14 protein-coding genes are annotated in these 14450 nt (G+C 71.1%); 7 read left to right on the top strand and 7 right to left on the bottom strand.

The genetic code is table 11. The annotated features are described in order from the left end of the window. Window positions 1-77 precede the first annotated feature (77 nt). From MID12_RS16245 to MID12_RS16230, 4 genes are all read right to left on the bottom strand, one after another. Window positions 78-797: an ABC transporter permease gene (locus MID12_RS16245; protein ID WP_040251440.1), complete on the bottom strand. Its 720-nt coding sequence runs from the start codon at window positions 795-797 to the stop codon at window positions 78-80. A 9-nt stretch (window positions 798-806) separates the two neighbouring features. After that, a complete protein-coding gene (locus MID12_RS16240; RefSeq protein WP_263168065.1) occupies window positions 807-1718 on the bottom strand; it encodes an ABC transporter ATP-binding protein in 912 nt (303 codons plus the stop codon). A gap of 211 nt (window positions 1719-1929) precedes the next feature. After that, a complete protein-coding gene (locus MID12_RS16235; RefSeq protein ID WP_237282774.1) occupies window positions 1930-2886 on the bottom strand; it encodes an ABC transporter permease in 957 nt (318 codons plus the stop codon). After that, the gene (locus tag MID12_RS16230; RefSeq protein WP_263173194.1) at window positions 2876-3892 is read right to left on the bottom strand and encodes an ABC transporter ATP-binding protein; all 1017 of its coding nucleotides are present in this window, start codon (window positions 3890-3892) and stop codon (window positions 2876-2878) included. The genes MID12_RS16235 and MID12_RS16230 overlap by 11 nt, the downstream gene beginning before the upstream one ends. A 525-nt stretch (window positions 3893-4417) precedes the next feature. Here MID12_RS16230 and MID12_RS16225 point away from each other — a divergent pair. After that, a complete protein-coding gene (locus tag MID12_RS16225; RefSeq protein WP_263168062.1) occupies window positions 4418-4966 on the top strand; it encodes an RNA 2'-phosphotransferase in 549 nt (182 codons plus the stop codon). A 268-nt stretch (window positions 4967-5234) separates the two neighbouring features. On the opposite strand, the gene MID12_RS16220 is transcribed toward MID12_RS16225, so the two are convergent. Beyond that, entirely contained in the window at window positions 5235-6131 is an 897-nt protein-coding gene (locus MID12_RS16220; RefSeq protein ID WP_040251432.1) for an LLM class flavin-dependent oxidoreductase, read from the bottom strand. Between the two features lie 349 nt (window positions 6132-6480). Here MID12_RS16220 and MID12_RS16215 point away from each other — a divergent pair, with 349 nt between their 5' ends. The 6 genes from MID12_RS16215 to MID12_RS16190 all read left to right on the top strand — a co-directional run bounded on the left by MID12_RS16215 (window position 6481) and on the right by MID12_RS16190 (window position 11078). Further along, window positions 6481-6627 carry a hypothetical protein gene (locus MID12_RS16215; RefSeq protein WP_159393008.1) on the top strand — a complete coding sequence of 49 codons (147 nt, stop codon included), beginning with the start codon at window positions 6481-6483 and terminating at the stop codon, window positions 6625-6627. A 116-nt stretch (window positions 6628-6743) separates the two neighbouring features. Continuing rightward, complete coding sequence (locus tag MID12_RS16210; protein WP_263168059.1) at window positions 6744-7349, top strand: restriction endonuclease subunit S; 606 nt, start codon at window positions 6744-6746, stop codon at window positions 7347-7349. Beyond that, complete coding sequence (locus tag MID12_RS16205) at window positions 7346-9349, top strand: type I restriction-modification system subunit M (RefSeq protein ID WP_263168058.1); 2004 nt, start codon at window positions 7346-7348, stop codon at window positions 9347-9349. The genes MID12_RS16210 and MID12_RS16205 overlap by 4 nt, the downstream gene beginning before the upstream one ends. Window positions 9350-9394: 45 nt before the next feature. Continuing rightward, window positions 9395-9640 carry a hypothetical protein gene (locus MID12_RS16200; protein WP_040251425.1) on the top strand — a complete coding sequence of 82 codons (246 nt, stop codon included), beginning with the start codon at window positions 9395-9397 and terminating at the stop codon, window positions 9638-9640. Beyond that, a complete protein-coding gene (locus tag MID12_RS16195; RefSeq protein WP_040251423.1) occupies window positions 9637-10038 on the top strand; it encodes a hypothetical protein in 402 nt (133 codons plus the stop codon). Before MID12_RS16200 ends, MID12_RS16195 begins: the two co-directional genes overlap by 4 nt. Window positions 10039-10208: 170 nt before the next feature. After that, window positions 10209-11078, top strand: a complete 870-nt coding sequence (locus MID12_RS16190) for an HAD family hydrolase (RefSeq protein ID WP_263168053.1) — start codon at window positions 10209-10211, stop codon at window positions 11076-11078. A gap of 233 nt (window positions 11079-11311) precedes the next feature. Here the strand turns inward: MID12_RS16190 and MID12_RS16185 are convergent, their stop codons facing one another. Further along, window positions 11312-12445 carry a M23 family metallopeptidase gene (locus tag MID12_RS16185; RefSeq protein ID WP_263168051.1) on the bottom strand — a complete coding sequence of 378 codons (1134 nt, stop codon included), beginning with the start codon at window positions 12443-12445 and terminating at the stop codon, window positions 11312-11314. A gap of 320 nt (window positions 12446-12765) precedes the next feature. Further along, window positions 12766-14334 carry a GAF domain-containing sensor histidine kinase gene (locus tag MID12_RS16180; RefSeq protein WP_040257392.1) on the bottom strand — a complete coding sequence of 523 codons (1569 nt, stop codon included), beginning with the start codon at window positions 14332-14334 and terminating at the stop codon, window positions 12766-12768. Window positions 14335-14450: the final 116 nt, after the last annotated feature.

Raw genomic sequence — 14450 nt, 5'->3', positions numbered from 1 at the left:
GGGTGGCGCCGCTGTCAGCACTCACTGTGCCGCGGGCACCACCCGGCGTGCCACCGAATTTCCCGGGGCCGGGCGCCTCACTCCTCCCCGGCGAGCGTGAGGGAGCGCAGCCGCTGGCCCGCGTACCAGGTGGCGAGGACGGTGACCGCGAGGAGCAGCACCGTGGCCAGCGGCAGGCCGACCTCGGAGGTGACCAGATCGCCCTCGGCGGTGCGGCCGCCGACCGCGAGCGCCCACTGCTGGACGCTGAGGGTGCGCGCCCCGGAGACCAGGGAGCCGAAGACCGCCTCCCAGACCAGGGCGTAGACCAGGCCGAAGACCACCGCGTGCCGCGTGACGGTGCCGAGCAGCAGGAAGATCGCGGCGTAGGCGATGGAGGCGACCAGGGCGGCGACCGTGTAGGCGACGGCGACCTGCTGGCCGTTGCCGTTCAGGATCAGCCCGGCGAGCAGCGTCGGGACCGCGGAGAAGACCATGGTCACCGCGATGGCGACGATCAGCTTGGTGAAGATGATCGTGGGCCGCTTGACCGGCTTGGCGAGCAGATAGACCACCGAGCCGTCGTCGATCTCCGGACCGATCGCGCCGGTCCCGGCGAAGACACCGATCAGCGGCACCATCGTGGCGAGCGCGAAGCCGCCGAGGACGTCGGAGGCCACCCCGTCGTCGGGTCCGTTGAAGCCGCGGACGGCGGCCGCGATCAGCAGCAGCAGGGCGGGCAGCGCGAAGAGGATCAGCGCGCGGCGGCGGCCGAGCAGGGCCCGGTAGGTGAGCCGGGCGACAGTGGGGTCGTACATCAGGGCCTCCTACGCCGCGACCAGGTACGAGAACACGGACTCAAGGGACTCGTCCGAGGGCGAGACGGTGAGCAGGCGGATGTTCCGCTCCCGGGCCACCTGGGGCAGCAGTGCGGTGAACCGGCCGAAGTCGACGGCCTGGATGCGCAGCGCGCCCTCGGTGAGGTCGACCTCGATCCCGGCCGTGGACGGGTCGGCGATCAGCGCGGCGGCGAGCGCCCGGTCGTCGCTGGAGCGGACCAGATAGCGGTGCGGGCGGTCGGTCATCAGGCGCCGGATCCGGCGGAAGTCGCCGCTGGCGGCGTGCCGTCCGGCCACGATGACCTCGATGTGCGAGGCGAGCTGCTCGACCTCCTCCAGGATGTGCGAGGAGAAGAGCACCGTGCGGCCCTCGTCGCCCATCGTCCGCAGCAGGTCCATGAGCTGCATCCGCTGGCGCGGGTCCATGCCGTTGAAGGGCTCGTCGAGCAGCAGCACCGAGGGCTCGTGCACCAGCGCGGAGGCCATCTTCACGCGCTGCCGCATCCCCTTGGAGTACGTGGAGATCTTGCGGTCCTGCGCGTACTCCATCTGGACCGTGGCGAGGGCGTGCCGGGCCTCCTGCTCGCCGAGGCCGTGGAGTTCGGCGTTGGCGACCACGAACTCGCGGCCGGTGAGGAAGTCGTACATGCCCTCGCGCTCGGGGACGATGCCGAGTTGGCGGTAGACCTGCTCGTTGCGCCAGATCCGGTCGCCGTCGAGGGTGACCGAGCCGGTGGAGGGGGCGAGGAAGCCGCCCATCATGTTGATCAGGGTGGACTTGCCCGCGCCGTTGGGTCCGAGCAGTCCGGTGACGCCGGGGCCGACGGTCATGGTGATGTCGTTGACGGCGACGACGTTGCCGAACCAGCGGGAGACGTGGTCGATGGTGAGCGTCGTCATGGACGCGGCCTCCTCGGGGGTGTCGTCACAGTCCTGTGTGGTGTCCGCGGTGTTCGGTGCGTGCGCTCGGTGCGCCGGGCGACGGTTCTCGTAGCGGAGCTGCTCGGGCCTTTGTCCGGTGCGGCGAGCGTGCGTGCCGGGCGCCGTGCGGGACGGTGCAGACACCCCCGGGAGGTGCCGGCGGCGCGGCTGCGGGAGACGGGCAGAGGGTTCACAGCCCCGCCTTTCGGTAGCGGCGGACCAGGATGCCGTAGCAGCCCGCGATCACGCCGAGGACGACGAGCAGGTAGACCGCGCCGCCCGCGGCCGAGGGCTCCGCGGCCCCCGGGAAGGCGGACGGGGCGCCGAGGAAGGCGCTCTGCAGTCCGTCGATGAGGGTGATCGGCGAGAACAGGCCGAGCCAGGGCACCGCGTCCGCGTTGCCGGACTCGTGGGCGATGGCCTGCACCGTGCTGACCGCGCCGAAGGGGATGGTCAGCAGCGCGATCACCGCGGCGACGCCGAAGCCGCGGCGCGGGGTGGCGGCCGAGACGACGAGCCCGATCCCGGCGAAGAGCAGCGAGAGCAGCGCGACGGAGACGAGTCCCAGCAGAAACCCCTTGGTCTGGTCGGCGAAGTCGAGCTTGCCGAGGAGCGCGCCCACGTAGAGCACCGTCACCGGCAGCGCGGTGAGCAGGAAGAGGGCCGAGGCGAGCGCGGCGTACTTGGCGCCGACGTAGTCGCGGTGCTCGATGGGCCGCGAGAAGTAGAGCGGCACCGTCTTGAAGCGCAGGTCGAGGGAGACCGCCTGCGGCGCCTGGGAGGCGAGGAAGAGGGCGATCACCGCCTGCAGGACGATCGCGTAACGCCGGTAGTCCACCGGGAGCTTGTTCATGTCGGTGGTCACCGCCACCGCGACGATGATCGCGGCGGGCAGCACCATCACGCCGAAGAGCAGCATCGGCAGCACCTTGGAGCGCGCCGAGCGGCCGAGTCCGTAGGCGCCGCGCAACGACTGCACGAACAGCGAACGGCGGGCGTAGGCGCGGCCCAGGCGCGGGCCGTCGTAGTGCCGGTAGCCGATGTTGTGGATACGGGACTGCTCGCCGCGGGGTCCCCCGGCGGGCGCGGTGCGCAGGGCGCCGCCCGGTCCGCCCGGTCCGCTCTGTCCGGTCTGCTCAGCCGCCATGGCCGGCCACCTCCTTGGGTCCGGTTCCGGGCCCGGGTCGTACGGCGTCGGCGGCGGCCGGGGCCGCGCTCTCGGCGGTGCCCTCCGCGCGGAACACCTCGGCGATGTGGTGCCTGCGCTGCTCCATCCGGACCAGGCCGAGGCCGAGGTCGGTGACCAGGTCGCGGACCAGGTCGTAGGTCTCCTCGCCCTCGGCGGTGAAGAGCAGCACATGCCCGGCGCCGGGCAGTCCGTCGCCGGTCTCGGCGGTGATGCCCCGGGCGGCCAGCGCCTCGCGGAGCGCGCCGGTGCCGTCCGGGTGGGCGTCGGTGTCGGTCACCTCGACCGCGAGGGTGGTGGTGGTCTGCGTGAAGTCGGTGGTGGAGCTGGACCGCAGCAGGGCGCCGCCGTCGATGACGACGACGTGGTCGCAGGTGCGCTCCAGCTCGCCGAGGAGGTGGGAGGTGACCAGGACCGAGATGCCGAAGTCGGTGTGCACCCGGCGGATCAGGCCCAGCATGTCGTCCCGGCCGACCGGGTCGAGGCCATTGGTCGGCTCGTCGAGGAAGACCAGCTCCGGGTCGTGCACCAGCGCCTGCGCCAGTTTGACCCGCTGCTTCATGCCCGTCGAGTAGCCGCCCATCGGGCGGTAGCGCTCCTCGTACAGGCCGACATGGCGCAGCGTGTCGGCGGTGCGCTCACGGGCGGCGGCGGGCGGCAGGCCCGACATGCGCGCCATGTGCACGACGAACTCGGTGGCGGAGACATCGGGCGGCAGGCAGTCGTGCTCGGGCATGTAGCCGACGCGCTCGCGGATGGCGCCGCCCTCGGTGGCGACGTCGAGGCCGAGCACGGCGGCGCGGCCCTCGGTGGCGGGGGACAGGCCGAGCAGGATCTTGATCAGCGTCGACTTGCCCGCGCCGTTCGCGCCGACGAGTCCGGTCACACCGGGCCCGATCTCCATGCTGAGCCGGTCGAGGGCGGTCACCCGCGGGAACCGCTTGCTCAGGCTTTCGGTCAGGATCACAGTCACCCCTCGACCGTAGGCGTGCCGGGGCACCGCGGCGTCAGACCAGAGGAGCGTTGGCTCGTACGTCTGCGGGACTACGGGCCCGTAGGGGAAGGGGGAGAAGGGTCCGGGGTGGTGGACCCGGGAGTGGGGCGCTGTCGGGGACAACGAGCGGGTGGGGGGACGGGTTCCCGGCGGCCGGGGGGACGGGTTCTGTCGTACGGCTGGACCCGTTTCCGGGGCGGGGGTAGCGTCGAGCCTCCTTCGGCTGACTTTCCTTCGACTTTCCTTCGACTTTCCTTGAGTCCACTCTCCTTCAGTCGACTTTCCTTCAGTCGACTTTCCTTCAGAGGCGGGCAGGGCAGCCGATCGGCCCCGGGAGCAGGGCTGCGGGTCGAGGCATGGCCAAAGACCGTGCACCGCAAGGGAGTTGTCCACAGAAACGGCCCTCAGCCTGTGGATAACTCATTCGCGCTGTGGATCAAACATCCGCACGCAAAATCGCGTGGACAAGATCCGGACAAGCCTGCACCCTCAGCGGACATGAACGAACGACGCACCGTCACGGTGTCCAAGTATCTGTCGCTCCATCTGCGCCATCAGCCCGAGCGCATCGGCCTGGTGCTCGACGAGGCGGGGTGGGTCGAGATCGACGCCTTGCTCGCGGCGGCGGCCGCGCACGGATTCCGCGTCACCCGCGCGGAACTCGACCAGGTGGTCGCGGCCAACGACAAGCAGCGCTTCGCCGTCGACGGCACCCGGATCCGGGCAAGCCAGGGCCACTCCATCCCTGTTGACCTGGGCCTTTCCCCGAGCGTCCCGCCCGGCCCGCTCTACCACGGCACGGTGGCCCGCCATCTGCCCGCGATCCGCACCGAGGGCCTGCGGCCGATGGACCGGCACGATGTCCACCTCTCGCCCGACCGGGAGACGGCCACCCGGGTCGGCGCCCGCAGAGGACGGCCCGTGATCCTCACGGTCGACGCCCCGGCCATGCACGCGGCCGGCCACGCGTTCCGCCGCAGCGCCAACGGCGTCTGGCTCACGGCCGCCGTACCCCCTTCCTACCTGCGGTTCCCGCCCTCCCCCTGACCCTCGGACCCCAGCCGCCGACTCGGCCGAAACTCGACGGTGCCGCCTCCCGGATGTGCACAGGCGCGGGGTGGTTGTCCACAGGGCCGGCTGCTGACCCGACGTCAGGGCCGTTGCCGTGCAAGGGTGTTGGGCACCCCCCGCGATTACGGGAGGCAGCGGCGGCTGTGGCAGTACGGCCCGCGGCAGCGGCGGACAGGCGGAGGAGCGGGAAGGGCCTCGGCATCGCCCGCGAGACCGGCCGCCTCCGCCCAACTGCACGTCCCCCTCAGCCCAGTTGGGCGGCCGCCTCGACGGCGATCTTCTCGAAGACGCCCTGGTCCGCGGCGAAGTCCGAGTCGGGGATCGGCCAGTGCACGGCGATCTCGGTGAAGCCCACCTCCCGGTGGCGCCCGGCGAAGTCGACGAAGGCGCCGACGGAGTCCAGCGGCCGGGCCCGGTCCGGGGTGAACCCGGTGAGCAGGATCCGGTCGAGTTCCCCCGGGTCCCGCCCGACCTCGGCACAGGCCGCGTCGAGCCCGGCGGCCTGCCGGCGCAGCGCCTCGACCGACTGCTCCGGGGTACCCGACTCGTACAGCTTCGGGTCGCCGGTCGTCACCCAGGCCTGCCCGTGGCGCGCGGCGAGCCGCAGCCCGCGCGGTCCGGTCGCGGCCACCGCGAAGGGCAGCCGGGGGCGCTGGAGGCAGCCGGGGATGTTGCGCGCCTCGTGCGCGGAGTAGTACGTGCCTTCGTGGGAGACCTCGGCCTCGGTCAGCAGCCGGTCGAGCAGCGGGACGAACTCCCCCAGGCGGTCGGCGCGTTCGCGCGGGGTCCACGGCTCCTGGCCGAGCGCGGTGGCGTCGAAACCGGTTCCCCCGGCGCCGATGCCGAGGGTGATCCGCCCGCCGGAGATGTCGTCGAGCGAGATCAGCTCCTTGGCCAGCGTCACCGGGTGCCGGAAGTTCGGCGAGGTGACCAGCGTGCCGAGCCGCAGGCGCCGGGTGACCCCCGCGGCGGCGGTCAGGGTCGGCAGGGCGCCGAACCAGGGGCCGTCGCGGAAGGGGTACCGCCAGGACAGGTGGTCGTAGGTGTACGCGGCATGGAAACCGAGGTCCTCGGCCCGCCGCCAGGTCTGCTGTCCTTCGCTCCATCGGTGGATGGGGAGGATCACCGTGCTCAGTCGCATCCCCCGACGATAGGCGAGACGGCGGGTCGTCCCGCCAAGTGCGGTGACGTTGTACGGGGGCGGGTCAATCCTCCCTCTGGTGAGGGGAGTTGAGAGGCAGGGAGCTTTTGCGAAGCTAGCTTCGCTGTGTAGTCTGGTCAGTGTCATCAAGGAGCGGGTACGCCCGGGACTTGGTGTGTGATGCCGTGATCGCCGCATCACCCTGCTGAGCCTGGACAGCGCGCAGGGTGATGCGGCTCAACCGTCACCGCACAGTGTGCGGGACAGAAGGGACATCCTCGTGAGGACTGTCGTTACCCATCATGCCTGGCCCCTCCCGCCGCGAGCCATCAAGGCTGCGGTGCCACTCATGGTGATCATCGTGGTGGCGGTGATCGGAGCCTCTGCCATGGGGCACGGCAAGATCGCACTGACCGCAGTCGTACCGGCTCTGCTGGCAGCCGTAGCGGAGGAGTTGGTGCGCTCCGCCATGCGGTACCGGATGCGCGTCGTCTGACCGTAGGTGGCGGGGGTGGCACGGCTGTACCACCCCCGCTACCCCCACGCGAAGCACACCACAGCGGGAATGCCGAGGAGAAGGACGGAGAAGCTGTGAAAGGAGATGACACATCCATGAGCAAGAACCATGAGATCCCGCTCTGCGACCTCGGCCAGGTGAGTGCCGGTCCGTCCGGATCCTTGCTGGACAGGTTGCACGATGGTCCCGACGGAGTGCCGGTGATCTCACCGCCGGATCTCACCGATCACCACACAGTGGACACCCGGCGGCTACGGCGGGTGCCGGCGGAGGACAGGAATCGCCTGTCGCGGTTCGCGCTGCAAGCGGGCGACATCCTCGTCGTGCGGCAGGGGGCGCTCGGCCGACTGGCCTTGGTCGAGGAAGAGCACGCCACCTGGTTCTACGGCTCGTCCTGTCTCCGTATCAGGCCCCGACGGGAGCACGTACTGCCCGAGTACCTCGTGTCGTACCTTTCGTATCCTCCCGTGCAACGAGTCATGCTCGGCCAGTCCATCCCGGGTACGGTGCCCTCGCTCAACTCGACGATACTGAACAAGTTGAAGGTGACCGTTCCGCCGCTGGTCCGCCAGCACGCTGTTGTCGAGGCCTTGGCGGATGTCGACAGCCGGATCACGCTCCAGCGACAGATGGCCGATCGCTTGGAGGCGCTGCGGCCGGCCATCTTCGGAGAGCTGATCCACACGGCGAGGCGCACATGACCCTGTACACCGTCAGTCAGCTGGAAAAGGATCTCTTCGCCGCTGCCGACATTCTGCGCGGCAGGATGGACGCGTCGCAGTATCGCGAGGTCCTCTCCGCCATGCTGCTCCTCAAGCGGGTCTCGGATCAGCCCGGCATTCTTCAGGTGCCTGACCGTGCGCGTTGGTCCCAGATCGTCGGCTACGTGGGCAAGGCGCCGGGGCGTGTACTCAACGAAGCGCTGTGGGAACTCGAGAAGAGCAACCCTGAAACGCTGAAGGGCGTCTTCGAGGCTGTCGACTTCGACGTAAGGCTGAGCCGTGGAGAGGCGAAATCCCTGATCGACCACTTCGACCGTATCCCGCTCGCCAACGACGATCTGGATTTCGGCGACACGGTCGGGCGTGCCTATGACTACCTCCTGGGGGCGTTCGCCGACAGTGCCGGGAAGCGGGGCGGGGAGTTCTTCACACCCCGTTCCGTGGTCCAACTGATGGTGCGCCTGGTCCGGCCGCGGGAGGGACAGTCGGTCTACGATCCGTTCGCCGGCTCGGGAGGCATGCTGGTCCAGGCAGGGCAGTACGTCGACGAGCAGGGCGGAGAGGGCTCGGGCCTCGCCCTCTTCGGGCAGGAGAAGAACGCAGCCACGTGTGCCACGGCCCGGTTGAACCTGCTGCTGCACGGCTTCACGGACTGTTCGGTGCTCTGCGGGGACACGCTGTCCGATCCACTCCACTCACTGGAGGACGGGTATCTCAGGCGTTTTGACCGTGTGCTGACCAATCCCCCCTTCTCGATGAACTACTCCGAGAAGGAGATGAAGCATACGGAGAGGATGAAGTACGGCTGGGCACCCGAGCAGGGCAAGAAGGCCGATCTGATGAATGTCCAGCATGTGCTGGCCACTCTCCGTCCGGACGGAATCGGAGCGGTGGTCACCCCGCACGGCGTGCTGTTCCGGGGCGGGGCGGAGAAGCAGATCCGCCAGGGAATAGTCGAAGACGGCCGACTCGAAGCGGTCATCGGTATCGGACCGAACGTCTTCCACGGCACGGCCATCCCCGCATGCATCCTGGTATTGCGGGGCGCTGATGCCACAGCGGCGGATCAGCGCGGCCAGGTGCTCTTCATCAACGCCGAACGCGAAGTGGTCACAGGGCGGTCGCAGAACCGTCTTGAGCCGCAGAACGTGGAAAAGATCGTGGGTGTCTTCCGCGAGTGGGCGGACATCCCCGGCTTTTCGCGGGTGGTGCCCCAGGCCAAGATCGCGGACAACGACTTCAACCTCAACATCGGACTCTATGTTGATGCCGGCCCGCCCGCCGAGCCTCCACTGGACGTGCGTGCCGCGCTGTTCGGCGGGGTACCACGACGCGAAGTCGAGGATAAAATAAAGAAGTTCCAGGTCTTCGGCATCGGCCTCACCGACCTCTTCGAGACGAGGGACCTCACCTATCTCGATTTCCCGAGCGACGGTTACGAGGCGACCGCGGCGCGTATCCCTGCTTTCGCCGCTGCTCGAGAACGCGACTTCATCGACCGCTGCCATTCCTGGTGGTGGGGAGCGGAATCGCGCATTGCCGAACTCGCGGGCACACACAGGCTGTTGATGCTGCGTTCCCGACTCATGTCCTCTTTCTGCGAAGAACTCCTGCCGACCGAAATCCTGGACCGGTACCAGTTGACCGGTGTCTTCGCCGCGTGGTGGGCAGACCGGCGGGACGACCTCAGAGCCCTGGACCTCCAGGGCTTTCCGGGGGTGATCGAGCGGTGGGCGGTCTCCGACAGTCGACCTCCGCACCTTCCCGCGAGCACGGCAGGCCCACGAGTGCTCATTTCCTTTGGCCACGATATTTCCTCTCGTGTGGAGAAACTCGTCGCCTCGGAACGACAGGGACTGGTCGACCTCTACCGCTCATGGGGTGACCGGTACGGAAACTCGTTCACGGACCTGGAAAGGCAGAGCGAGGCCACCGCAGAGCGCCTCAGAGCCCGCCTGCGGGAACTCGGTTACACCTGATCCGACAGCACCTCTCGTCCACGCATATCGCAGTATGCTTGCCTCATGGCCGATACGACTCGCATCACAGTGACCCTGCCGACGGAGCAGGTCGCCGAACTGAGGAAGCTCACCGACAACGTCTCCGGCTATGTCGCCGAGGCGGTGGCGCGCCAGGTGCGCCACCAGTTGCTCGGCGTCGACCTGCTGCGTCACCAGGAGGAGCACGGGGCCTTCACACAGGAAGAGTTGGCGGAGGCACGTTCCAGGATCTTCGGGACGGCGGACGGCGACTCGGCGAGCGCGGCGTGAACGAGCACGTCGAGACCGTCGTTCTGGATTCTCAGGGGGTCTCCGCCTGGATCGCCCAGGACCGCAAGATCCTCGCGATGTTCCAGGTATTTCATTCCATGGGTGCCGATTTCGTCATCGGGGCCAACACCATCGTGGAAGTCAGCCATGCGCGGGTGAACCTACCCCGGCTGCGGTGGGTGCTGTCTCGCGTCAAGGTCGAATCGGTTACCGAGAGCGCAGCGAAAGCCTCTGCCGAACTGCTCAAGGCCGCAGGTCTGCATGGTCACAAGTACGCGATCGACGCCACTGTCGCCGAGATGGCGCTGCGCCAGCCGGGGCCGGTGGCCATCCTGACGTCCGACGTCGACGACATGGCTCGGCTATGTGGGGACCGAGTCCAGCTCATCGGTATCTGACCAGCCGATGGATGGGCAGGATCACCGTGCTCAAGCGCATGCCGCCGACCCTACGGCCTGCCGCCGTAGCGCGTGTTCGCGCCCGGATCCGGGCGCGAAGGCGGACATCCGGGCCCGCCCGGTACCGGGTTCGGCACTCTCCTCCCTGCTCCGCACGCCTATGCGCCAGAATGCGGACCGTGACCACACCACGCCCCGGCCGGCCCTGGCCCGCCCCGCCGCGACTGATCGCCACCGATCTTGACGGAACGTTGCTGCGGGAGGACAAGACGGTCTCCCCGCGTACGGTCTCCGCGCTGGCCGCGGCCGAGGCGGCGGGGATCGACGTGTTCTTCGTGACCGGGCGGCCGCTGCGCTGGATGGAGCCCGTGAAGGACTATGTGCACGGCCACGGCCTGGCGATCTGCAACAACGGGGCCGCCGTCGTCGACATGGCCTCCGGCCCCGGCGAGAACCGCTTCGTCAAGCTGCGTCCGCTGGCCCGGGCGGCGGCCCTGGAGGTGGTCGAGCTGCTGCGCGCGCTCGCCCCGGGCACCAGCTTCGCCGTCGAGCGCACCGGCCACGGGCTCCAGCACGAACCCACGTACCCGCGCCTGTACGTCGAGGCCGAGGACCTTGTCGCCCCCGCCGAGAAGCTGCTCGCCGAGGGCGGGGCGGGCGGCACCGAGCCCATCCTGAAGGTGCTCGCCCGGCACCCCTCGATGGACCCGGACGCCTTCCTGACCCGGGGGCGCGAGGCCGTCGGGGACCGCGCCGTGCTCACCCGGTCCAGCGCCGGTGCCCTCCTGGAGATCAGCGGTCCCGGGGTCTCCAAGGCGAGCACCCTGGAGGAGTGCTGCGCCGAGCGCGGCATCTCCCCGAGTGAGGTGGTCGCCTTCGGGGACATGCCCAACGACATCGAGATGCTCAGCTGGTCGGGCGCCGGCTACGCGATGGGCAACGCCCACCCGACGGTGCTCGCCGCCGCCGGGCACCGCACCCTGACCAACGAGGAGGACGGGGTCGCCGCCGTCATCGAACGGATCCTGGCGGCACGCTGAGATCGGCGGCGGGGCGACCGGGCCGCCAGCGGTCCAGCAGTCCGGGCGGCTCGGCGGTCCGGCGATCCGGCCGCCCGGCCATCCAGGGGTTCGGCGGCTCGGCAACTCGGCAACTCGGCGAGCCGGCAGCTTGGCGACCGGTAAATCCAGCAGCACGGCGCTCCGGCAGCCGGGCGGCCGAGCGACCCAGTCCAGTGCGGCCCGGCACCCCGCCCGAACTCCCCCGGCTCCCCTCAGCCCCCGGCCCCGGCCCCGCTCTCGTCGCCCCCTCCGCTCTCGTCCCCCACCGCGACCCCGTGCTCGGCGAGCCACGGCACCGGGTCGACCGCCGAGCCCATCTCCTCGGTGAGCCGGACCTCGAAGTGCAGGTGGGGGCCGGTGGAGTTGCCGCTGGTGCCGGACTGGCCGATGCGCTGACCGGCCCGTACCTGCTCGCCCTGGTCGACGGCGGGGGAGGCGAGGTGCGCGTACTGGGTGAAGTAGCCGTTCGGATGGGCGATCACGATCTCCATGCCGAAGCCGCCGCCGCAGGAGACCCGCACCACCCGGCCCGCCCCGGCCGCCCGTACCGGTGTGCCGATCGGTACCGCGAAGTCCTGACCGGTGTGCCGGTGGGACCAGTGGGCGCCCGCGCTGTCGAAACCGGCCGAGAGCTGGTAGCCCTCCACCGGTGCCACCCACGGACCGGGCGCCGGTTCCTCCGGTCCGTCCGGGCGGGTGGCGCCCGGGCAGCTGCCCGCCGCCACCGCCTGGTCGGCCTCGCCCTGCAGGGTCCACTGCGCCTGGCCGAGGCGCTCCTTGACGCTCTTCTTCAGGCGGTCCAGTGCGGCGGTCTGCCGGTCGAGCGCGCGCCGGGCCACCGCCGCCTCCCGCTCGCTCGCGGCGAGCCGCCGGGCGGCGGTGCGGCTGCGGGTGACCGCGTTGTCGACGGCGAGGTTCGCGTGCGCGGCGATCCGCGAGCCGCGCAGCATGTCCTCCGGGTCGGCCGCGAGCAGCATGCCCGCCGCGTACGGGAGGCCGCCGCTGCCCCGGTACTGCTCGCGGGCCAGCCGTCCGAGGTCGCGGTGGAGCGCGTGGGTGCGCTGCCGTTCCAGGGCGAGCAGCCGCTGGATCCGGGCCGCCTTCGCCTGCTGCTCGGCGGCGGCCAGACGCCCCCGCTCGTAGGCCTCGCTCGCCCGGGCCGCCTCCTGGTACAGCCGCGCCACCCGGGCGCCGGAGGTGCCCCCCGCCGCGTCCGCGCCGCCCGCGGGGTCCGCCGCCGCGGTGGGCGCGCCGAGGCCGAGGAGTGCGCAGAGCAGCGCCGGCAGGACCGGTACGAGCAGCGGACGGGACCGAAGGCGGCGGTGGCGGGCGGGACATGAGGACATGTCAGGGATCGTGTCGCGGACCGCCCGGCGCGGCCTCCGCTGCTCCTGCGCCCGGGCGACGCCCTGCCCCGTACGGACGACCCGCGTACCGCCGAACAGCACACGGCGGGCGGGATTCGGCGGAGGGGACGCGGCGGGCGGCTACGGGCGCGGGGGTCGGCAGGCGGCCGCGGGCGCGGGGCTCACCCCGCCCCGGCGGAGGCCTGCCTCAGCACCGGACGCGGGACCCGCCCCGCCTCAACGCGAACTGCCTGCGAACCGAACGCGGACCTCACGCGACCTCGGCCAGCGGAGGCCCGCCACCGCACCGAACCCCGACCTCACTCCACCTCGACGGGAACCTGCCACAGCACCGTGGTGCCGCGCCCGCCGGGGCCGGTGCCGCTGGTCCGCCAGCTGGTGCCGCCGAGGGACTCGGCCCGCCGTTCGAGGTTGGCCAGGCCGCTGCGGCGGCCCTCAAGGGGGATGCCGACGCCGTCGTCCGCGACGCTCAGCCGTACGCCCCGCCGCCCGTCCTCCAGGGTGACCGTGGCGTCCACCCGGACGTCGATCCGGGTGGCCTCCGCGTGCCGGTAGGCGTTGGAGAGCATTTCGCGCAGCGCCGCGATCAGGTTCTTCCCGGCGTCGGGCCCCACCGTGTCCACCGGGCCGAGGAAGCGGTACGAGGGCCGGAAGCCCAGCGGCACCGCGGCCATGCTGATCTCGCGCAGGACCCGGGCCCGCAGCCCGGGCTGGCGTTCGGTGGGGCCCTGCTGGAGGGCGAAGATGGCGCCGCGGATCTCCTGGATGGTGACGTCGAGTTCGTCCACGGCCTTCTCGACGCCGGTGCGCACCTCGGGCTGTGCCGAGGAGCGGTGCGCGCTCTCCAGCATCATGCCGGTCGCGAACAGCCGCTGGATCACCAGATCGTGCAGGTCGCGGGCGATACGGTCGCGGTCCTCGTAGACCGCGAGGCGCTCCCGGTCGCGCTGGGCGTCGGCGAGCATCAGCGCCAGCGCCGCCTGCGAGGCGAAGCGGGTGGCCAGCGTGCGGTCGGCGCGGGTGAACGGCTTCCGGCCGCGCAGGCGCTGGGTGATCAGGGCGCCGAGCACCCGGCCGTCGCTCTGCAGCGGCAGCACCATGGTGGGGCCGTAGCTGCGGGCGACGGAGTCCGTCATCCAGGCGTGGGAGGCCGCGTCCTCGATGAACACGGACCGCCCGGCGAGCACCTCCCGTACCACCCGGCTGCTGGGCGGGACGATCCGGCCGAGGACCTCCCGGGCGCGGTCCGAGGCGACGGCGACCACCTCCAGGCCGCCCTCCTCGGCGGGCAGCAGCACGGCGCTGGCCGCCGAGTCGGAGAGCCTGCGGGCCTGCTGGGCGACGACCTCGAGCGCCTCGTCGGCGTCGCTCGCGGTGAGCAGGGCGGTGGTCACCGCGACCGACCCGTCGATCCAGCGCTCCCGCTGGCTGGCCTCCTCGTACAGCCGGGAGTTGCCGATGGCGATGCCCGCCTCGGTGGCGATCGCGCGGACCAGCGTGACGTCCTTGGCGGTGAACTCCCCGCCGCCCTCCTTCTTGGCCAGGCAGAGCATGCCGAAGAGGGCGCCGTGCACCCGAATGGCCACGTCCATGCAGTGCCGGTCCGCCCCGGCCGCGGGGTGGCTGCGGGCGAGCACCTGCCGCATCCGCCGGTGGCCCGCCGGGAGCGCGCGGATCCGGTCCCGGGTCTCCTCCTCGACGCCGTGGAAGACGTACTCGACCTTGCCCTCGCCGTCCTCGGGCAGCACCGCGACGACCGCGCAGTGCGCGTCCGCGAGCCCGGCGGCGATGGCCGCGATCCGGTCCAGCGTGGTGTGCAGGCCGAGCCCGGCCCCGACGAAGCGCATCGCCTCCAGGAGGCGGGGCATCCCGTCCGCCAGCTCGGGCGGCAGTCCGCCGGGCCCGCGCGCGGTACGGTCCTCGCCCGCGGGCCGGGGCGCGGCTCCGCCCGGTGCGGCCGCGGTACCCACTGGTTCCGGCATGC

It is taken from the genome of Streptomyces sp. SCSIO ZS0520 (assembly GCF_025643355.1).
Classification (GTDB): domain Bacteria; phylum Actinomycetota; class Actinomycetes; order Streptomycetales; family Streptomycetaceae; genus Streptomyces; species Streptomyces physcomitrii.
The sequence above is the reverse complement of the archived record's forward strand: the minus strand, read 5'-3'. Positions and strand labels throughout refer to the sequence as shown.